The sequence below is a fragment of the Curtobacterium sp. GD1 genome (assembly GCF_020882855.1).
Taxonomy (GTDB): domain Bacteria; phylum Actinomycetota; class Actinomycetes; order Actinomycetales; family Microbacteriaceae; genus Curtobacterium.
The window spans coordinates 1-18,612 of sequence record NZ_JAFEVQ010000012.1 but is presented as its reverse complement, the minus strand read 5'-3'; the positions used below and the strand labels follow the sequence as shown (position 1 = coordinate 18,612).

The following is an 18,612-nucleotide window of genomic DNA, read 5'->3' as shown; positions in this document are numbered from 1 at the left end:
GGGGTCGGTCAGCAGGTGCGCTTGGCGTGCACCGGCATCGGCGACCCGAGCACCGTGACCGTGGTGTCGTCGGTCAGGGCGGAGACGCCGTTCGTCCCGAGGTCGGCGGCAGCGGACTCCGTGTCCGTGTCCGTGTCGGACGGCGTGCTCGTGTCCGTCTCGGTGCCCGTGCCGCGGCTGTCGGGCGGGCTCGCGGCGTCGTGCTGCGGGGCCCACCCGGGCTCGAGCAGGAGCTGGAACGCACGGGCGTCCGCGGAACCGAACGACATCCGGTCGGACTTCGGGGCGTCCCGGATCGCCGTGCGGATGTCGTCGCCCACCTGGACACCGTCGGGTCCGGTCAGTTCGACGTCGCCGCCGAAGCGGGACCGCACCGTCTCGCGCAGGACGCGGATCTCCACCGCGTTGCCGGCAGCGGCGGGGGACGTCAGGGCAGCCACGCGGACCGCCCCGCCCCACGTGTAGGTCGTGCCGGCGGGGAAGCACGCGCCGCCGTCCCCCTCGGCCGTCTGCGTGCGCGACGCGGTGCCGAGCAGGCGGTTCAGCAGGCTGACCGTCGTGCGGGAGTCGCGCATCGACGCCTCGGTCACGGTCTTGTCGCCGCGCCGGAACACGAGCGACTCGGCGTCGAGCTCGATCGAGTCGACCCGCTTGAGCTTCGCGTTCGTGACCCGGACGGGCTCGTGGTGCACCGGGTCCGGACCGAGCTCGGCCGCGCTCGCCGGGGTCGCTGCGACCCCGGTCCCGACCGTGCCGTCGACGGCGACCGTGCCGGCCGAGAAGGCGAGCACGGCGGCGCTCAACGCCAGCACGGTCCGGAAGGTCACCACTCGACGGTACGACGCCCGACCCGTCTGGACGACGGGTGTTACCGAATCGGGGCCTGGTCGTCACCGGACCGTGACATTCGTCGGTGACGCGTCACGAGCCCTCGGCAGGCCCCGCCGACGGGGGCCTGTCGGCCGAACGGGGGACAGCCTCCTGGACGGTGCGGGGGCACCGCGTGCGTACCGTCGGCGGCATGACGGACCAGCAGATCGACCAGTACAGCATGCAGGACCCGACGAAGATGTACGCCGACAAGAAGCCCGACGAGCAGTACCTCGAGGGTGCCGGCACCGACGAGGAGATGGCGGAGAACGTCCCGGCCGACCACGGCGAGGACACCTACCGCGGCTCCGGTCGACTCACCGGCCGCAAGGCGCTCATCACCGGCGGTGACTCGGGCATCGGGGCCGCCGTCGCGATCGCCTACGCACGAGAGGGTGCCGACGTCGCGATCTCGTACCTCCCCGAGGAGCAGGAGGACGCCGACCGGATCATCGCCCTCGTCGAGGCCGCCGGTCGCAAGGCCGTCGCCCTGCCCGGTGACATCACCTCGCTCGCGACCTGCGAGCAGCTCGTGGCGGACGCCGTCGAGCAGCTCGGCGGGCTCGACATCCTCGTGAACAACGCGGGCAAGCAGCAGAACGTGTCCTCGATCGAGGACATCTCGGACGAGGAGTTCGACGAGACGTTCAAGACGAACGTCTACGCGACGTTCCGGATCACGAAGGCGGCCGTGCCGCACCTGCAGCCGGGATCGACCATCATCAACACGACCTCGATCCAGGCGTACGCGCCGTCGCCGCACCTCGTGCACTACGCGGCGACGAAGTCGACCGTGAACAACCTCGCGAAGGGCCTCGCCGCGCAGCTCGCGCCGAAGGGCATCCGCGTGAACGCCGTCGCACCGGGGCCGATCTGGACCCCGCTCCAGCCCGCCGGTGGCCAGCCGCCGGAGGCCCTGCCGTCCGCCGGTGAGCAGACCTACCTCGGCCGCTGGGGGCAGCCGGCCGAGCTCGCGCCGGCGTACGTCTTCCTGGCGAGCGGCGAGTCGTCGTACGTCGTGGGTGAGACGCTCCACGTCGACGGGGGCATGCCGACGCCGTAGTCGCGACCCGGCGACGGACGGGAGGGACGGGGCCAGCTGGCACCGTCCCTCCCGTCCTTCCGTCAGTCCGTCAATCGGTCGTCAGCAGGGCGCGGTGCAGGTGCGCGCCAGGCGCTCGAGCAGTTCGCGGGCGGACAGCGCCGCTGCCAGCTCGACCTCGACCGGGTTGATGCCGACGGCCCGTTCGAACGCGCGGCGCCGGGCCTGGTCGGCGATCGGGACCTCGGGGCGCTGCGGGAGCGCGGCGATCGCGCGGGCTGCGGCGTCGAACGCGCCGGTCGGCCGCCCGAGTTGCTCCCACATGGTCCGGACGTCGTGGGCGACCTGATCCGGGTCGCCGCCGAACTCGAAGCCGGCCGAGGCCATGGTCGCCAGTCCCTGCGCGGTGGGGTCGTTCGGGGTCATGACGGCATCGTCACACGGATGACCGCGAACGCGCTGCGAACCGCGTCGCTTGTCCCCCGACATGCCGACACCCGGACCGGGGATTCTGGTGTCCCCCGATCTCCGTTTGGATGGACCTGCCCCCAGGGGCGACGCGGACAGGACGTCCGGGGACCGACGGAGGGCACGATGCTCGAACACACCAGCGCGGACACGCAGGCGGCAGCCGCCGCGGCCGCGACCCTGCACCTGCGGATCACGATCGTGGGGGCGACCGTCGACCTGCTGCGGGACGTGCCCTTCCACGAGGCCGATGCGGGACTCGTCGCCCAGCGACTGGGGATCACCGTCGAGGAGCTCCGGCAGCACTTCCCCTCGTGGGACGGACTCGTGCTCGCCGCCGTCGACCGGTGGAACGGCGGCCGCATGGACGAGGTCGCGCGCGAGGTCGGGGACGGCTCGACCGTCCAGCTCCTGCGCGGGATCGTCGCGTCGAACGCCGAGGACCCGGCGCTCATGCGGCTCCTCGTGGCGCTGCTCTCGGTCGCGGGCAACCCGGCGCACCCCATGGCGTCGTACCTCCGGTCGCGCTACCAGCTCTTCTACGCGCAGATCAAGCGTGGCCTCGAGCACGACATCGCGGTCGGTCGGGCGCCGCACACGATGGACCCGCGCCGAGGGGCCGAGCAGCTCATCGCGCTGTACGAGGGACTCCAGTTGCAAGCGTTGCTGCGGTCGGACCTCGACCTCGTGCCGGCGTTCGACCGGGCCGTCGCGCGGCTCGAGCGGGGCTGGATGGAGCGGTACGAGCCGCAGGCGGCCCGGCGGCTCTCGACGTGGAGCGACGGCGGCTGGGAGCTCTGACGCCGCGCGGCGGTGCGCGTCCCCGCGGCCTCGCGGTCTCACGGGCTGGGCGACACTTCACGCGCGCCTAGGCCCGTGAGATGTCGCCCAGCCCGTGAAGTCGTCGGCTGGCTGGTCGGCCGGCCGGCCGGCGCCGGCGCCAGCTCGTCAGCGCGGGCGCGGCCCCCGCGGCACCGAGCCGTTGCCGGGGTCGTAGCCCGAGTCGCGGATGACCTTGATCGCCGTCGTGTCGTTGTGCACGGAGTGCACGACCACCCGTCGGGACCGCCGGAGCGCCCGCCGCGCCCCCGGCGTCGCCACGAGGCCGCCGAGGACCAGCCCCGCCCCGATCGCCAGCGCGACCGAGACCGCCGCGACGAAGTCCAGCGCGGCACTCGACGACCCGGACATGAAGTTGAGCAGCGCGTTCGACACCGCGACACCGGGCAGCAGGGCGCCGCAGAACGCCGGCACGGAGATCGCCGCCACCGCCGTCCGCATCCGCGCGGCCGCGATCGTCGCGAGGACGCCCAGCAGCACGGCGGCGAGGAACGTCGCACCGAGCAACGGGATGCCGAGCTCCCGGAGGCCCCGCAGCGCGGCACCGGCGGCGACCGAGAAGACCACCGCGACCGGGATCACCCGCGCGCTGGCCTGCTGCACGAAGCAGTTCGCCGCGGCCGACACCACGGTGAGCAGCAGTGACGCCCACAGCGGCAGCGTCTGCGTGACGATGCCGGACGGGTCGACCTCGATCCGGAGCCACTTCGTCACGGCGATGCCCGCGGGCACCCCGACCACGATCGCGGCGATGACGAGCCCGATGTAGAACGCCCGGGCCACCGCCATCGCCCGGAACCCCGATATCGCGTCCTGCGCCCAGGTGACGAGCGACGGGTGCGGGAGCAGGAGCACCACGAGCGCGGCCACCATCGTCGCCGCCTGCCCCGGGTGCAGCACACCCGCCCAGATCGCGAGGGTGCCGATCGCCGACGCCACCGCACCCTGCGCACCGGAGACGAAGAACTGCGGGAAGCCCCGGCCGGTCAGCCACCGGCCCGAGACGATGATCCCGAGCATGAGCACGAAGGCGCCGAGTCCGGCACGCCAACCGCCGCCGGCCTGCATCGCGATCGAGATGCCGAGGATCGACAGCCCCACGTCGGCCGTCCACCGCGGCCAGCGCGGTGGGAGCCGGAGCACCGCGACCAGGGCGCTCACGGCGGAGGTCATGTCCCGCTCGTCGTGGACGAGGTCGTCGACGATCTGGTTCGCCCGCGCCAGGCGGTCGAGGTCGGATCCGTCGGACTGCACCGTGCGGACCTTCACGAGCGGCGGGTGGTCGGCCGGTGCGTACTGGATCGTCACCGAGCTACCGGAGAAGTCGAGGTCGAGCGGCGCGAGGTTCCACTTCGTCGACACCGCGACGACGGCCGTCTCGACGCTGCGGGTGTCCGCACCGGACGCGAGCATCACCTCGGCGAGGTCGAGGCAGAAGTCCACGATCTGCACCGGCGAGTACTGCTCGAGCGGTCGGGTGTCGGGGACGACCTCTTCGTAGATGGTGCCGCGGAGGCGTGCCCGGGCGTCGCGGATGTCGTGCTGCGCGAGGCTCCGGACGCGTGGCCGTGGTGGACGCCCGGGTCTGGCTCCGGGGAGGGACTGCTCGGCCATCACGCCATCGTGCCAGGCGCGCTCCGCCGAGTCCGGACGCGCGCTGAACGCCTCAGCGCGGGCGACGGACGCTCAGCCGACCGGCGGCGAACGCGGCGACTACGGCGCCCACGACGACGAGCAGCTGCCCGACGACCCGCTGCCACGAGTTGGTCCCCGCGACGAAGGCGTAGTCCGACAGTGGGGCGTACGCGAACCACCCGAACGCGGCCGGCGGCGCGGAGGCCGCGACCACGAGTCCCGCGACCACGGCGACGAGTCCCGCCCAGAACACGATGCCGGTCGGGGTGGCGAAGAGACGTCGGATCACGTCGGCCAGCGTACGTGGTGACGGACGGGAGGCGCGGTGCCAGCCGGCACCGCGCCTCCAGTCCGTCATCAGGTGACGGCTCCTGCGTCGCTCGCCTACTGCTCGAACGTCGCGTGCAGCGTGATGTCGACGCCGGTGAGTGCCTTGCTGACGGGGCAGGTGGCCTTGGCGTCCTCGGCGGCCTTGAGGAAGGCCGCCTCGTCGATGCCGGAGACCTCGCCGTTCACGGTGAGGACGATGCCGGTGAGCTTGAACCCGCCCGCGCTGTCCGGGCCGAGCGAGACGTCGGCCTTGACGTCGAGGGCCTCGACCGTGCCGCCGGCCTCACCGAGGACGGCGGAGAACTGCATGGCGTAGCACGCGGAGTGCGCGGCGGCGATGAGCTCCTCGGGGCTGGTGGTGCCGTCGGCGTCCTCGGCGGCGCGCTTGGGGAACGAGACGTCGTACGTGCCGACCTTCGAACTGGAGAGCTCGACCTGGCCGGTGCCGTCCTCGAGGCCGCCGTTCCAAGCAGTGCGTGCGGTGCGCGTGGGCATGGCCGCTCCTTTCGTGTGGGGGATCGGTCCCGATCGGGACCGCCGACGCCGAGTCAATCAGAGAACGACCGTTCTCGCATCGGCTCTCGGGGAAGACGCAGGTCTGCCCGACGATCGGGCGCATGGGGGACAGTGGTGGTCAGCCGATCGCGTCCGGGCGGTGCCCGCTTCGACCGCGGGCTCTTCGCCGGTCGAGCGGCGGTCCGGCCGGATGCGCAACACGTGTCGCCCTGAACGACGGGTGTAATCTGGAGGGCGTTCAAAGGAGACCCACCATGCGCGCCGTCGTGTTCGAACAGTTCCAGACGTTCCCGTCCCTCACGGACGTCCCGAAGCCCACCCCGGGTCCGGGGGAGGTGCTCCTCAAGGTCGCCGGTGCCGGTGCGTGCCACTCGGACGTCGCCGTCTACCGCGAGTTCCAGGCGGGGCAGCCGGGCGCGCAGCAGCCCCCGTTCGTCCTCGGGCACGAGAACTCCGGTTGGGTCGAGGAACTCGGCGACGGCGTCTCCGGCTTCACGGTGGGCGACGCCTACCTCGTCTACGGCCCGGTCGGCTGCGGGCACTGCTCGTACTGCTCGAAGGGCCAGGACACCTACTGCGAGAACGCCGCCACGAACCCGTACATGGGCATCGGCCTCGGGCGCGACGGCGGCATGGCGGAGTACGTCACCGTGCCGGCGCGCAACCTCGTGCCACTCGGCGACGCCGACCCGGTCGCCGCCGCACCGCTCAGCGACGCGGCCCTCACGCCGTACCACGCGATCAAGAACTCCCTGCCGAACCTGGCCGGTGGCGGCAAGTACGCCCTCGTCGTCGGACTCGGCGGCCTCGGGCAGATCGCCGTGCAGATCCTCACGGCGCTCACCGGTGCGACCGTCATCGCGACGGACATGAAGCAGGACGCCATGGACCGCGCCGCTGCTCGTGGGGCGATCACGGTGCCGGGCGGCCCGGACCAGGCCGCTGCGATCCGCGAGATCACCGGCGGCCGCGGGGTGGACGCCGCGTTCGACTTCGTCGGGGCGACGCCGACGATCACGGTCGCCCAGGCGTCCATGGCCGTCGGTGGCCGGTTCACCGTCGTCGGGATCGCCGGTGGCACCACCGAGTGGAACTTCTTCCGGACGCCGTACGAGTCGACCATCACGAACACGTACTGGGGCACCATCGAGGACCTGCACGAGGTCGTCGCGATGTACCGGGCGGGGCAGATCGTCCCCGACGTCGAGCGCTACGCCCTGTCCGACGCGCTCGAGGCGTACCGGAAGCTCGAGGCCGGCGAGCTCTCGGGCCGCGCGGTGGTCGTCCCGACGCGCTGACCCACTCGCCTCGGGGCGGTCAGCGTCCGGCGGCGTAGCCCTGCGCGCCCCGCGAGTTCGCCGCAGCGCCGAGCACGCCGGTCGCGGGGTCCCGCGTCACGCAGGACAGTCGACCGAGCGCCCAGTCGCCCGCCCGGGTGACGACGTGCCCGCGGGCCTCGAGGCCGGCGATCACGTCGTCCCCGAGGCGGTCCTCGACCACGAGCCCCGCCGGTTCCCACGTGCGCGGCCAGAAGGACCCCGGGAACGACGTCGTGTGCAGCGCGGGGGCGTCGATCGCCTGCTGCGGGGAGTACCCGCCGACGATCCACCGCAGCAGGAACAGCAGCTGCCACTGGTCCTGCTGGTCACCGCCGGGTGAGCCGAGCGCGGCGACGGGTTCGCCGTCGCGGAGCACCAGCGTCGGGGTGAGTGTGGTGCGCGGGCGCTCGCCGGGGCGCAGCGTCGACGCCGTGCCCGGTTCGAGCCAGGTCATCTGCAACCGGGTGCCGAGGCAGAAGCCGAGCTCGGGGATCGTCGGGGACGACTGCAGCCAGCCGCCGGACGGGGTCGCGCTGACGATGTTGCCCCAGCGGTCGACGACGTCGATGTGGCAGGTGTCGCCGCGGGTCTCGCCGTCCGGGGCGACGAACGGCTCGCCGCGGTCCTCGACGGGAGCGGCGGGAGCAGCAGGCGCGGCGGGTGCGGCAGCCGCGCCGGGTGCGCGGTCCCGAGCGACCTGCACGGTCGGTTCGCCGAGCCCCGCCGCGGCACCGGTCGCGTACGACGTCCGGACCGGCGGCATGGCGTGCACGACCCCGTCGACCGTCCCCGGACGCAGTTCGGCCGACGCACGCTCGCCGATCAGTGCCCGGCGCGCGTCGGTGTAGGCGTCCGAGAGCAGCACGTCGAGGGGGACGTCGCCGTCGCCGTAGAACGCCTCGCGGTCGGCCAGCGCGAGCTTCAGGGCCTCGGCGATCGTGTGCGCGCCGAGCTCGGTCGAGGGGTCGAGCCGGGCGTCGTCGAGCGGTTCGAGCAGCCGGAGGGTCTGCAGGAGCGCCGGGCCCTGACCCCACGGGCCGGTCTTCGCGATCGTGCAGCCGCGGAACTCCGCCGTCGTCGCGGGTTCGTAGGACGCCCGGAACGCGGCGAGGTCCGACGCCCGGATCACCCCGGCGTGGTCGGTCCCGGACGCGTGCCGGTGCGGTTCGCGGACGAACCGGTCGATCGCCTCGGCGACGAAGCCCTCGGCCCACTCGATGCGGGCGGCGTCGATGCGGGCGGTCCGGGTGTCGGCGTCGGCACCGGCGGCGACGAGCCGCTCGAACACCGAGGCGAGCGCCTCGTTGCGCACCAGTTCCCCGGGGACGGGCACCGCGCCTCCTGGCATCCACTGCGCTGCGGAGGTGGGCCAGTGCTGCCGGAACAGGTCCTGCACGGCGGTGATCGTCCGGACCACCGCGGGTGTGACGGGGTGGCCGTCGCGTGCGTAGCCGACCGCCGGTGCGAGCACGTCCGCGAGCTCCCACGTGCCGTGGTCGCGGAGCAGCAGGAGCCAGGCGTCGACGGCGCCGGGGACGGTGGCGGCGAGGGCACCGGAACCGGGGACGAGGTCGAGGCCCTCGGCGCGGTAGTGCTCCGGCGTCGCACCGGCCGGGGCCGGACCCTGCCCGACGAGCACCGTCGGCGTCGGGTCCGTGGCGGTGGCGAACACCGCGGTGAGGTCGCCTCCGGGGCCGTTCAGGTGCGGTTCGACGACCTGCAGGACGAACGCCCCCGCGACCGCTGCGTCGAAGGCGTTCCCGCCGCGCTCGAGGACGGACTGCGCCGTGGCGGTCGCGATCCAGTGCGTGGCCGCCGCCGTGCCGAACGTGCCGCGGATGTCCGGGCGGGTGGGGTGTGCGGTGGGCGGCGTGAACGCGGGGTTCGGCATGCTCCCATCCTGTCCCCGCGGTCCCGATCAGGCGGCAGCCACGGCGACACCGGCGGCGACGAGCAGCACGAGGTACCCCCACGCGTGCACGGCTTCGGGCAGGTGCGGGGGACGGCGTCGGAGCAGGACGATGACCGGCACGGCGCCGAGGAGCAGCGCTGCCGCCGCCCGGACGTCCACGGCGCCGACGAGGCCCGCCGCGTGCAGGGCCCCGGCGGGCACGAGCAGCGTCGCGATGGTCGCGGGCAGGGCGATCGCGAGGGTGAGCGGGTTCGCCAGGGTCGTCGCGGCGGACATCGTCGCACCCGCTCGGCGCATCACCGGGACGGTCATCACGCTGCCGCCGACCCCGAGGAACGCCGCGGCGGCACCGATCGGCAGGCCCGCCACCGTCGGCAGGCCGCCACCGGTCGGGACGCCGGCGGCGGTCGCCCGGCCTGCGGTCGAGTGCACGGACGGGTCCGGGGCACCGGGGCGTGCACGGCCGGGACGGAGGAACCCCGGGCGCAGCACGAGGTCCGCGACCGTGACGGCGAGGTAGACGACGAAGCCCCACCGGATGAGCACGTCGGGGGCGAACCGGGCCGCCGCGACGCCGACGACCCCACCGCCGCCGAGCAGCAGGAAGAGCGTCCACCGGCCCCGGAGCAGCGCGAGCGCACCTCGGCGCGCGGACGCGGTCGCCACCGCGGCGTTGACGAGCATCACGAGCGCGGAGGTCGCCGTCGCCACCCGGACGGCGTCCCCGCCGAGCGCGGCGTCCGCCACCGTGATGATCGGCACGGTGACGAACCCGCCGCCGAAGCCGAAGAGGACGGTGGTGACCCCGACGAGGACACCGATGAGGACGAGCACGACGAACGACACCCCTCCATCACAGCCGGAAGGGGAGCGGCGGACGATCGCATGTGCGGCAACTTCCTTCGAGACCTAGCCTTGCCGTGTGCGCAACGTGTCCGTGGCCGACTTCGACGGCCTCCCCGTGGACGTCCTGCCGATCGGCACCGACTACCCGCCCGACCACCTGCTCGCCCGGCACGAGCACCGGCGGGCACAGCTGCTCTACGGCGCGAGCGGGGTGATGCTCGTCGAGACCGACGAGGGGTCGTGGACGGTGCCGACCGACCGCGCCGTGCTCATCCCCGCGGGTGTCGCCCACGAGGTGCGGATGCTCGACGTCACGACGTGGAGCCTCTACGTCGAGCCCGACGCCGTCCCGTGGTGGCCGACCGTCTGCACCGTCGTCGAGGTCGGCCCGCTCCTGCGCGAGGTCCTCCGCGCCGCGAACGCCCTCGAGATCCCTACGACGAGGCCGGTCGGGACGGGGCGCTCGTCCGGCTCGCCCTGCACGAGCTGCAGCGGGTGGCGCCGATCCCGCTCTCCGTGTCCCTGCCACCGCACGGGGTCCTCCGCGAGCTGTGCCGTTCCTACCTGGCAGCACCGGACGTCCACGTGACGAACGCGGACTGGGCGCGCGCGGCCTCCGTGTCCGAGCGCACCCTCGATCGGCACTTCCGCGAGGCGACGGGGGTGGGGCCCGCGGGCTGGCGGGTCCGTGCGCGTCTGTTGTCGAGCCTCCCGGCCCTCCGACGGTCCAGCGTGACGGACGTCGCGGGCCGGCTCGGGTACGCCACCCCCGCGGCGTTCACCGCCGCCTTCACGAAGGCGTTCGGTGCGCCGCCGTCGCGGTTCCGGTGAGGGGCTTGCGCATCACCGGGCACGCACCCATACTGAACCCAGCGGTTAATTAACCGCAGGGTTCACCGAGGAGGCGACGATGGAGACCGACCGCACCGACGCCGTCCTGTCGGCGCTCGCCGACCCCATCCGCCGCCGCATCGTCGAACGCCTCGGCAGGGGCGAAGCCACCGTCACCGACCTCTCGGCACCGTTCGACGTCAGTGCGCCGGCGATCTCCCGGCACCTCGGCATCCTCGAACGCGCCGGCCTCATCACCCGCGAACGGCACGGCACCTGGCGCACGTGCCGCCTCCGGCAGGAAGCCGTCGACGAGCTCGGCACCTGGGTGGGCCGGTTGCGGCCCGACTGGGACCGCCGGTTCGACAGCCTGGAGGCGCTGCTCGCCTCCCAGCGACCGCCCGCCCCGGTGGGTGGCGCGTCCACCGCACCGACCGTCACGTCCGTCGACCACCAGGAGCAGTCATGACCGAACAGTTCACCGCCCACGCCACGCACCGGTTCGCGTACCCCGTCGCGGACGTCTACCGCGCCTTCGTCGACCCCACCCTGCTCGCGCTGTGGTTCGGGCCGCTCGGCTTCCACGTCCCGGCAGCCACCGTCGAGGTCGACGCCCGGGCCGGCGGGGCGTGGAACCTGACGATGGTGAGCAACGACAACCCCGAGTGGACGTCGCCCGTGACCTCGGTGCTCGAGCAGATCGAGGAGAACCGGATCATCGTCGGTACCTCGACCGCCCAGGGGATCCCCGGGATCGAGGACGGGACGCCGCTGTCCCTCACGCTCGAGTTCGCCGAGGACGGCGACGGCACGATCGTCACGCTCACCCAGGGCCCCTTCCCCGAGGTCATGCGCGACATGAACATCGCCGGTTGGACGCAGTCGTTCCACAAGCTGGAGGCGCTTCTGGGGTCGCCGAAGGAGTTCCTCCAGGCCCCGTGACGACGGTCGTTGCCCCCGGAACTGGGGTTGTCCGGTCCGGGCAACGGGGTTGTGGACTCGTCACGAAAAGGTGACCATCGTTCGGCGGCGTGTCGAGAGCACGTCGCCGAACGGCCGCGCAGGGGCTCGGCCGGTTCCAGATCAGGGGTTCCATGACCAGCACACCGTCCTCCGTCGCGCACGCACGCCGACTCCCTCGACTCGCCGCCGCGGTCGTGGCCATCGCCGTCGTCGCCGGCGGTGTCGTCGGGATCGCCGAACCGGCGTCCGCCGCCGTCGTCCACAAGGGCTCCGTCCCGGCCGGCACGACGCTGCAGCCCGGGGACTCGGTGACCTCGCCGAACGGGCAGTTCCGGCTGATCCTGCAGGGCGACGGCAACCTCGTCGAGTACGGCGTCGGGAACCAGGTGCTCTGGGCATCGAACACCTCGAACCAGCCCGGCGCGATCGTGACGATCGGCCGCAACCGAGCCGTCGACCTGCTGCGGGGCGGGAAGCGGATCGTCCGCTGGGCCTCGGCCGGCACCGCGCAGTCCACGTCGTTCGCCGTCCGCGCCGACGGCACGATGGGGCTCTACTCCGGCAAGACCGCGATCGTGAACTGGACGAGCCAGCAGGGCACGGTCCCCGCCGGCAACTCGATCTACTCCGGCACCGTGCTCAGCTCCGACACCAGCGGTGCCCGTCGCCTCTCCATGCAGGCCGACGGCAACCTCGTGCAGACCGTGAACCGCAAGGTCGTCTGGCAGTCCGGCACCGCCGGCCACAAGGGCGCGTGGGCCGAGCTCCGCAAGGACGGCAACTTCGCCGTCGTCGGCCGCGACGCCGCCCAGAAGAAGGTCACGCTCTGGAACTCGCGGACCGGAACGGCCGGCGCCGGCACGCTCATGGTGCAGGTGGACGGCAACGTCGTGCTCTACGGCGGCAAGGACACCCGGGTGTGGTCGACGAAGCCCGTCACCGGCATGATGTGGCCGGTCGCGAGCACGAAGATCTCCGGGCGCTACGGCGACGACCGCGGGGCCGGACACGTCCCGCGCTACCACCAGGGTGCCGATGCCCCGGTCGCGGTGGGCACTCCCGTGTACGCCTCCGGGACCGGCACCGTGACGAGCACCGTCGCGAACAACGCCTCGTACGGCAACTACATCGTCGTGACCTACGGGAACGTCACCGTGCTCACGGCGCACCTCAGCAAGATCGAGGTCAAGCAGGGGCAGATCGTGTCCGTGCGGAGCGAGATCGGGCGGTCCGGGAACACCGGGCAGTCGACGGGGCCGCACGTGCACGTGGAGACGCGGCGGGCGGGGTCGCTCTTCGACCCGTTGACGCTGCTGCACTTCCGCTGACGCAAGCCGCTGGTGTCGTCTAACGCGCTTGACTTGATGCGTCAAGGGCGTTAGACATATGCTGTGAAGCGTCAGGCGGTCCTCAAACGAATCAAGATCGCCGCGCGCAGAGCAGGCCTGGATCATCGCGAGATCGAGTTGACCAACCACACGGGTGTGATCGTCGGGAGTACTCGGAGCACGATCGGGCGGCACACCGAGATCGCAGACGGCACTGCGCGAGCGTTCTTCAAGCAGTTCGAGCAGGAGCTCGGAAAGGGGTGGTGGCGATGACCTACACGTCACACGCGCACCGAGACGGCGGTTGGTGGGTCGTGCAGAACGACCAGCACCCGGGCGCCATCTCGCAGGTCAAGCGACTCGACCTCGCCGCCGCAGCGCAGCGCGAGGCGATCGCGTTCGTGGCGGACGTCGACCAGGCGGACGTCGTAGTCGTCATCCGCGCTGAGCTCGAGCCGACCCTCGCCCGATCCCTCGAAGAAGCGACCGCGCTCCGGGCAGAGGCCGAAGCCAAGGAAGCGCGTGCGCTCTCCCTCCGCCGGGCGATCGCCGTGGCGTTGCAGGGCGACGGCATGACCTTGCGCGACATCGCGGTCGTGCTCGGCGTCTCGTACCAGCGCGTGCACCAGCTGGTGCACGAGGACGACTCTGCGGTGGCGGTCGCCTCCTGACGGCTGAGCCGTTCCTCCAGCGCCGTAGGGTTGTCGGGATGGAGAAGCGCGGCGGCCGGGTGCTCGTGTTGGTGGCGATCGGGGTGGTCGCGGGGGTGCTCTCCGGCCTGTTCGGCGTCGGCGGCGGGGTCATCGTCGTGCCGGCGCTGATGGCGTTCCTCCACCTCGACCAACGTCGGGCATCGGCGACGTCCCTCGTGGCGATCGCCCCCGCGGCCGTCGTCGGTGCGATCACCTACGCCGTGCAGGGCGAGGTGCACTGGCTCGCGGCCCTGACCCTGGCGGTCGGCAGCGTCGTCGGCGCCCCGATCGGTGCGCGGCTCCTCCGTGCGCTCCCGCTGCGCGTCCTGCCGTGGATCTTCGTCGGGTTCATCGCGGTCGTGCTCGTCTCGCTGTTCACGACGGTGCCGACGCGTGGGGGCGACGTGCACTTCGGGATCGTCGAGGCGATCGTGCTCCTGCTGCTCGGGCTGCTCTCGGGCGTGCTGTCGGGGCTCGTCGGGGTCGGCGGTGGCGTCGTCATCGTGCCGGGGCTCGAGGTCGTCCTCGGCGCGGGCGACCTGCTGGCGAAGGGCACCTCGCTGCTCACGATGGTGCCGACGTCCGTCTCCGGCACGGTGGCGAACCTCCGGCGCCGCGCGGTGGAGCTGCGCGTCGGCCTCACGATCGGCATCACGGCCGCGATCTGCTCTCCAGGAGGCGCGTGGATCGCCCGCCTCGTCGATCCGCAGGTGGGCACCTGGCTCTTCGCCGCGTTCCTCGTGGTGGTCGCGGTGATCGTCCTGCGCCGTGGTCGCCGGGCCGTGCCGCGGAACGAGGCGACGGACGGGGAGGTCGCGTGACGCGCCTCCAGGCCGGTGGTGGACGGAACCCGGCGGATGCGGAGGCCGTGCTCGCGGCGTTCGCACGGACGAGCGGTGACGTGCCGGCGGCGCGACGCGTCGCGCGGCAGTTCGCCGACCTCGACGAGGGGGAGCGGTCCGCGCTGCTCTGGAGCGAGGACGCGGGGGCACGGCTCGTCGCGGTCCTCCTGATGGTGCAGGCGATGCGGGAGCACCCGGACCCGGAGCTGACCGACGAGTACCTGTCGGCGGCGAAGGCGGAGCGCTTCGACGACACGGTGCTGGTCGACCTCGGGGCGGAGGAGCTCGTGGGCGCCCCGCTCGTCGGCGGCTCGACCGGATCGCTGTTCGCGCTCGTGAAGTCCGACGTGGCGATGGTCCGGCGGATCGCTCTGGTCGCGACCCTGGCGTTCGTGAAGCAGGGCGACGCCGAGGTGCCGCTCGCCATCGCGGGGCGACTCGTGCGGGAGCGGAGCGACACCGTGCAGTCGGCACTCGGGTGGGTGCTGCGCGAGACCGGCAAGCGGGCGTCGGAGGATGCGCTCGTGGCGTTCCTCGAGCGGCAGGCGCGGTTCCTCAGCCCGGCGGCACGGGCGACGGCGACGGAGCACCTGCCGGCGGCCGAACGCGACCGGTTGCGCGGCTGACGCGACCGGTTGCGCGGCTGACGCGACCGTCGGCCGTCACGTCGGACGCGGCGAGAGCCCTCAGTCGGACGCGGCGCGTATCCTCAGGCGGACTCGGTGGGCTCCGCGAAGAACGTCGTGAGCGACACGACGACTCCGTCGCGGACCTCGACGACGTCGATCCCGCGCACGGCGGGCGCCCCGACCGGGCCGAAGCCCCACGCGAGCGCGCCGTGCGTCTCCGAGACGTAGCGACGCCCCTCCTCGACGAACTGGAAGGCGCCGGGCACGGTCTCGAGGAGTTCGGCTGCCTTCTGCTCGAGGGCGTCCCAGCCGACGGCGGTGGCCTCCGGGTCGGTGAAGGTCACGTCGGGGGAGTACGTCCGCTCGATCGCGGCACGGCGGGAGGCGGCGTCGCGGTTCCCGAAGACGTCGTGGAGGTTCGCGGTCAGCAGCTCGGACACGGTGGCCATGCCCGGAGCCTAGCCTGGGGGCATGCACACCGAGATGCCCCGACCCCGCATCGATCCCGCACTCGTGGAACGGCTCGTGGCCGCGCAGTTCCCGCAGTGGTCCGGGCTGCCCGTGCGCGAGGTCGATCCGCAGGGGTGGGACAACCGCACTTACCGGCTCGGCGGCGAGCTCGCGGTCCGGCTGCCGAGCGCCGCCGGGTACGTGGCGGCGGTCGAGAAGGAGCAGCGGGTGCTGCCGTACCTCGCGTCGCGGCTCGACGTCCCGGTGCCGGAGCCCGTCGGCCTGGGCGTCCCCGCCGACGGGTACCCGTTCCCGTGGTCGGTCCGGCGCTGGATCGACGGCACGGTCGCGCTCCGGGCGACGGACCTCGACCGACGGGTCTTCGCCGCCGACGTCGGCGCGGTGCTCCGGCAGCTCCGGGCCGTGCCGGCCGGGGACGGGCCGGTCGCCGGGGCGCACTCGTTCCACCGGGGAGCGCACCCCTCGCACTACGCGGCCGAGGTGGTGGCGGCGCTCGACGCGCTCGGGGACGCCGTCGACCGCGGTGCCTGCGAAGCGGTCTGGGACGCTGCGACGGCCTCGGTCTGGCACGGGCCGGTCGTCTGGTTCCACGGTGACGTCGCCCCGGGCAACCTGCTCGTCGGCGCGGACGGTCGGCTCTCCGCGGTGATCGACTTCGGCACGTGCGGCGTCGGCGACCCGGCGTGCGACCTCGTCCTCGCGTGGACGTTCCTCGACGGCGATGCCCGCCGGGACTTCCGTGACGCGGTGGGTCTCGACGGTGACACCTGGGCGCGTGCTCGGGGCTGGGCGCTCTGGAAGGCGCTCATCATGCTCGCGGGGAGCTCCGGGCCGGGGGACCGGAGTGAGCACGAGGCGGTGCTGCGGGCGGTCCTCGACGATCCGGTCGCGGTCTGAGCTGCGCGTCGCGCAGCCGGGCCGCCCCGCGCAGCCCGGCCTACCCGAGGAGCCGGACCGCCCGCCGGGCCGGGGCCGGCGGGACTAGGGCGTCAGTACCGCGTCCAGCACGAGGTCGAGCGCCGCGAGCTGTCGCTCGGGCGTCCACCGCTCCGGGTCGCCCGCGGCCAACGCGGTGATCCCCTCGACGGTCGCGGCCAGGGCAGCCGCGCGGTCGTCGCACACCGCACCCGCGAGGCCGGTCGCGAGCGCGAGCAGTCGAGCGAGTCGCTCGGCGAAGGAGCGGCTGTTCGTCACGTGCCGATCGCGCAGCACGGGGTCACCGAGCGCAGCGGCGAGGAACGCGACCCACGCCCGCGCCTCGGCGAGGCGTCCGGCATCGACCGCGAGTGCGCCGCCGGCCACGGCTCGCACTGCTGATGCCGCATCCGGGGCGTTCGCCTCGAGCGCGTCGGCACGGACCCTCGTGCGGTCGTGCAGGACGTCCCGGGCGTGCAGGAGGAGGGCGCGCTTGTCGGGGAACGTGTGGAGGACGAGCCCCGTCGTGCACCCGGCGCGTTCGGCGACCGCACGGAGCGTCAGGCCCGTCGGACCGAGGTCGGCGAGGGTGGTGAAGACGGCCTCGGACAGCCGGGTCCGCTGGGCGGCATCGTCTCGGGTCCGAGGCACACCGGAAGCGTAACAGGTGTTACCGTAACGGTCGTTACCGAAAGGATCGTCATGCGCTGGACCATCACGACCGTCCCGTTCGACCACCCGGACGCCGACCGGCTCCGCCGAGCGCAGCGGCAGGAGCTCGACGCGCGGTACGGAACGAGCGACCACGAGCCCGGCGTCCCGCCGACCGCGGCCGACGTTCCGGTGTTCGTCCTGGCCCGTGACGAGCACGGCTCCGCGATCGCCTGCGGCGGACTCCGGCCGCTCCCGGACCACGTCCTCGGTGACGGCGTCGTGGAGGTCAAGCGGATGTACACGGCGCCGTCCGCTCGGGGGACCGGTGTGGCGACGGCGGTGCTCCGGCGGCTCGAGCGGGAAGCGGTGCGGGCGGGCGCAGGCTCGGTGGTCCTCGAGACCGGCACGGCGCAGCCCGACGCGATCCGGTTCTACGAGCGCGAGGGGTACACGTCGATCCCGCTCTTCGGCGCCTACGCCGGGTCGACGAACTCGGTGTGCTTCGGTCGGCGACTCGACGCGGTCCCCGAGGTCAGCGCCGCGGACTGATGGGTGTCTCGGCCAGGACGACGTCCGGGTCCATCAGGATGCCTCCGAGGACCCGGGGTGTGCCCTCGTGCCAGGCGACCTCCACGCCGGCGGCCCGGAGTCCGGCGACGCTCAGGTCGATCCGGAGCAGTGGGATGGACAGGTCGGCGTAGCGCTCGGCCACGATCGCATCGACCTCCGCAGGGGTGGTCACACGGACGTGGTCGCCGGGTTCGAGCGGCACGTTCCGGGTCGCGACCTCGTACACGCCGAACCCGCGGCTCATCTCCCAGTCGTCGGCGATCGCCACGTGGCAGATCACGTCGTCCATTGCGCATCCTCTCGTAATGAAACGCCAACGTATCATTACCGGTACACTCGGACCATGGGCAAGCGAGGGCGACCGACCGCGGACGAGCGTGCTGCACGCGACGAGCGGGTGCTCGACGTCGCGACCGACCTCTTCTTGGCGCGTGGCTTCGCGGACGTCTCGCTCGACCGCGTCGCCGCGGCGGCCGAGGTCACGAAGCGGACGATCTACACGGCCTTCGGCGACAAGGCGGCCCTGCTCCGGGCGGTCGTCCAGCGGCACCACGGGTACAGCGACGACGCGCACCCCGACCTCGAGTCGACCGCGACCGCCGTGGCCGAGGCGTTGCTCTCGGACCGCGCGGTCGCGCTGCACCGGCTGGTCATCGCCACGGCCGTCAGCTCGCCCGAACTCGCCCGGGGCTTCCACGAGGCCGGCCCGCTCACGGCGCAGGCCGCGCTCATCCGCGCCGGTGCGGACCCGGGCGAGGCGGAAGCGCTCTTCACGCTGCTCCTCGGGGAGCGACACCGTCGGCGACTGCTGGGGCTCGAACCGGCTCCGACCGCTGCCGAGGCCCGCACCGCGGCCCGTCGCGCGCTGGCACGCACCGGAGCAGGACCCGGGGTCGGCGGGGTCGTGCCGGGTGGCCGTGACCCCGGGTCCTGCTCCGG

General features: G+C 73.1%; 25 protein-coding genes. 15 read left to right on the top strand and 10 right to left on the bottom strand.

Annotation, left to right across the window (positions count from 1 at the left end; genetic code table 11):
* Positions 1-8: 8 nt before the first annotated feature.
* Positions 9-827 carry a hypothetical protein gene (locus tag JSX79_RS08355; RefSeq protein WP_229085803.1) on the bottom strand — a complete coding sequence of 273 codons (819 nt, stop codon included), beginning with the start codon at positions 825-827 and terminating at the stop codon, positions 9-11.
* Between the two features lie 194 nt (positions 828-1,021).
* Here JSX79_RS08355 and JSX79_RS08350 point away from each other — a divergent pair, with 194 nt between their 5' ends.
* Positions 1,022-1,933, top strand: coding sequence for an SDR family oxidoreductase (locus JSX79_RS08350; RefSeq protein ID WP_071296596.1), 912 nt, complete (start codon positions 1,022-1,024; stop codon positions 1,931-1,933).
* A gap of 81 nt (positions 1,934-2,014) precedes the next feature.
* Here the strand turns inward: JSX79_RS08350 and JSX79_RS08345 are convergent, their stop codons facing one another.
* A complete protein-coding gene (locus JSX79_RS08345) occupies positions 2,015-2,338 on the bottom strand; it encodes a hypothetical protein (RefSeq protein WP_022907826.1) in 324 nt (107 codons plus the stop codon).
* Between the two features lie 168 nt (positions 2,339-2,506).
* Between JSX79_RS08345 and JSX79_RS08340 the strand changes: the two genes are divergently transcribed.
* On the top strand, positions 2,507-3,181 hold the full coding sequence (locus JSX79_RS08340; protein WP_071296544.1) for a TetR/AcrR family transcriptional regulator: 675 nt from the start codon (positions 2,507-2,509) through the stop codon (positions 3,179-3,181).
* 147 nt (positions 3,182-3,328) lie between these two features.
* Here JSX79_RS08340 and JSX79_RS08335 read toward each other — a convergent pair whose 3' ends face one another.
* From JSX79_RS08335 to JSX79_RS08325, 3 genes are all read right to left on the bottom strand, one after another.
* The gene (locus JSX79_RS08335; protein WP_071296545.1) at positions 3,329-4,834 is read right to left on the bottom strand and encodes a threonine/serine exporter ThrE family protein; all 1,506 of its coding nucleotides are present in this window, start codon (positions 4,832-4,834) and stop codon (positions 3,329-3,331) included.
* Positions 4,835-4,886: 52 nt separating this feature from the next.
* Positions 4,887-5,144 carry a hypothetical protein gene (locus JSX79_RS08330; protein WP_229085802.1) on the bottom strand — a complete coding sequence of 86 codons (258 nt, stop codon included), beginning with the start codon at positions 5,142-5,144 and terminating at the stop codon, positions 4,887-4,889.
* Between the two features lie 95 nt (positions 5,145-5,239).
* The gene (locus JSX79_RS08325; RefSeq protein ID WP_071303323.1) at positions 5,240-5,680 is read right to left on the bottom strand and encodes an OsmC family peroxiredoxin; all 441 of its coding nucleotides are present in this window, start codon (positions 5,678-5,680) and stop codon (positions 5,240-5,242) included.
* 275 nt (positions 5,681-5,955) lie between these two features.
* On the opposite strand from JSX79_RS08325, the gene JSX79_RS08320 reads away from it, so the two are divergent.
* Complete coding sequence (locus JSX79_RS08320) at positions 5,956-6,999, top strand: NAD(P)-dependent alcohol dehydrogenase (RefSeq protein ID WP_229085801.1); 1,044 nt, start codon at positions 5,956-5,958, stop codon at positions 6,997-6,999.
* 19 nt (positions 7,000-7,018) lie between these two features.
* Here the strand turns inward: JSX79_RS08320 and JSX79_RS08315 are convergent, their stop codons facing one another.
* Together JSX79_RS08315 and JSX79_RS08310 are read right to left on the bottom strand one after the other, a co-directional pair.
* Positions 7,019-8,911, bottom strand: a complete 1,893-nt coding sequence (locus JSX79_RS08315; protein ID WP_229085800.1) for a gamma-glutamyltransferase family protein — start codon at positions 8,909-8,911, stop codon at positions 7,019-7,021.
* Between the two features lie 27 nt (positions 8,912-8,938).
* A complete protein-coding gene (locus JSX79_RS08310) occupies positions 8,939-9,778 on the bottom strand; it encodes a sulfite exporter TauE/SafE family protein (RefSeq protein WP_229085799.1) in 840 nt (279 codons plus the stop codon).
* 76 nt (positions 9,779-9,854) lie between these two features.
* On the opposite strand from JSX79_RS08310, the gene JSX79_RS08305 reads away from it, so the two are divergent.
* From JSX79_RS08305 to JSX79_RS08265, 9 genes are all read left to right on the top strand, one after another.
* A complete protein-coding gene (locus tag JSX79_RS08305) occupies positions 9,855-10,367 on the top strand; it encodes an AraC family ligand binding domain-containing protein (RefSeq protein WP_229085798.1) in 513 nt (170 codons plus the stop codon).
* A complete protein-coding gene (locus JSX79_RS08300) occupies positions 10,274-10,609 on the top strand; it encodes a helix-turn-helix domain-containing protein (protein ID WP_229085797.1) in 336 nt (111 codons plus the stop codon). The genes JSX79_RS08305 and JSX79_RS08300 overlap by 94 nt, the downstream gene beginning before the upstream one ends.
* A gap of 79 nt (positions 10,610-10,688) precedes the next feature.
* Positions 10,689-11,078 carry a helix-turn-helix transcriptional regulator gene (locus JSX79_RS08295; RefSeq protein ID WP_071303328.1) on the top strand — a complete coding sequence of 130 codons (390 nt, stop codon included), beginning with the start codon at positions 10,689-10,691 and terminating at the stop codon, positions 11,076-11,078.
* A complete protein-coding gene (locus tag JSX79_RS08290) occupies positions 11,075-11,551 on the top strand; it encodes an SRPBCC domain-containing protein (protein ID WP_070417228.1) in 477 nt (158 codons plus the stop codon). The genes JSX79_RS08295 and JSX79_RS08290 overlap by 4 nt, the downstream gene beginning before the upstream one ends.
* A 152-nt stretch (positions 11,552-11,703) precedes the next feature.
* A complete protein-coding gene (locus JSX79_RS08285; protein ID WP_071303330.1) occupies positions 11,704-12,900 on the top strand; it encodes a peptidoglycan DD-metalloendopeptidase family protein in 1,197 nt (398 codons plus the stop codon).
* Between the two features lie 63 nt (positions 12,901-12,963).
* Complete coding sequence (locus tag JSX79_RS08280) at positions 12,964-13,173, top strand: ribonuclease PH (RefSeq protein WP_229085796.1); 210 nt, start codon at positions 12,964-12,966, stop codon at positions 13,171-13,173.
* Complete coding sequence (locus tag JSX79_RS08275) at positions 13,170-13,571, top strand: sigma factor-like helix-turn-helix DNA-binding protein (RefSeq protein WP_229085795.1); 402 nt, start codon at positions 13,170-13,172, stop codon at positions 13,569-13,571. Before JSX79_RS08280 ends, JSX79_RS08275 begins: the two co-directional genes overlap by 4 nt.
* Positions 13,572-13,609: 38 nt before the next feature.
* Positions 13,610-14,413: a sulfite exporter TauE/SafE family protein gene (locus JSX79_RS08270; protein WP_229085794.1), complete on the top strand. Its 804-nt coding sequence runs from the start codon at positions 13,610-13,612 to the stop codon at positions 14,411-14,413.
* A complete protein-coding gene (locus tag JSX79_RS08265) occupies positions 14,410-15,060 on the top strand; it encodes a DNA alkylation repair protein (RefSeq protein WP_229085793.1) in 651 nt (216 codons plus the stop codon). Before JSX79_RS08270 ends, JSX79_RS08265 begins: the two co-directional genes overlap by 4 nt.
* Positions 15,061-15,143: 83 nt before the next feature.
* On the opposite strand, the gene JSX79_RS08260 is transcribed toward JSX79_RS08265, so the two are convergent.
* Positions 15,144-15,512 (bottom strand): nuclear transport factor 2 family protein, encoded by a 369-nt coding sequence (locus JSX79_RS08260; RefSeq protein WP_229085792.1) that lies wholly within the window; start codon positions 15,510-15,512, stop codon positions 15,144-15,146.
* A gap of 22 nt (positions 15,513-15,534) precedes the next feature.
* Here JSX79_RS08260 and JSX79_RS08255 point away from each other — a divergent pair, with 22 nt between their 5' ends.
* Positions 15,535-16,431 carry an aminoglycoside phosphotransferase family protein gene (locus JSX79_RS08255; RefSeq protein WP_229085791.1) on the top strand — a complete coding sequence of 299 codons (897 nt, stop codon included), beginning with the start codon at positions 15,535-15,537 and terminating at the stop codon, positions 16,429-16,431.
* Between the two features lie 84 nt (positions 16,432-16,515).
* Here JSX79_RS08255 and JSX79_RS08250 read toward each other — a convergent pair whose 3' ends face one another.
* Positions 16,516-17,100, bottom strand: coding sequence for a TetR/AcrR family transcriptional regulator (locus JSX79_RS08250; protein WP_229085790.1), 585 nt, complete (start codon positions 17,098-17,100; stop codon positions 16,516-16,518).
* Positions 17,101-17,151: 51 nt separating this feature from the next.
* Between JSX79_RS08250 and JSX79_RS08245 the strand changes: the two genes are divergently transcribed.
* Positions 17,152-17,652, top strand: a complete 501-nt coding sequence (locus JSX79_RS08245; RefSeq protein ID WP_229085789.1) for a GNAT family N-acetyltransferase — start codon at positions 17,152-17,154, stop codon at positions 17,650-17,652.
* Here JSX79_RS08245 and JSX79_RS08240 read toward each other — a convergent pair.
* Entirely contained in the window at positions 17,636-17,962 is a 327-nt protein-coding gene (locus JSX79_RS08240) for a hypothetical protein (RefSeq protein ID WP_229085788.1), read from the bottom strand. The two genes, JSX79_RS08245 and JSX79_RS08240, sit on opposite strands and share 17 nt — an antisense overlap.
* A 54-nt stretch (positions 17,963-18,016) precedes the next feature.
* Here JSX79_RS08240 and JSX79_RS08235 point away from each other — a divergent pair.
* Positions 18,017-18,612 (top strand): TetR/AcrR family transcriptional regulator (locus JSX79_RS08235; protein ID WP_229085787.1); only part of this gene is annotated, 596 nt, incomplete at its 3' end.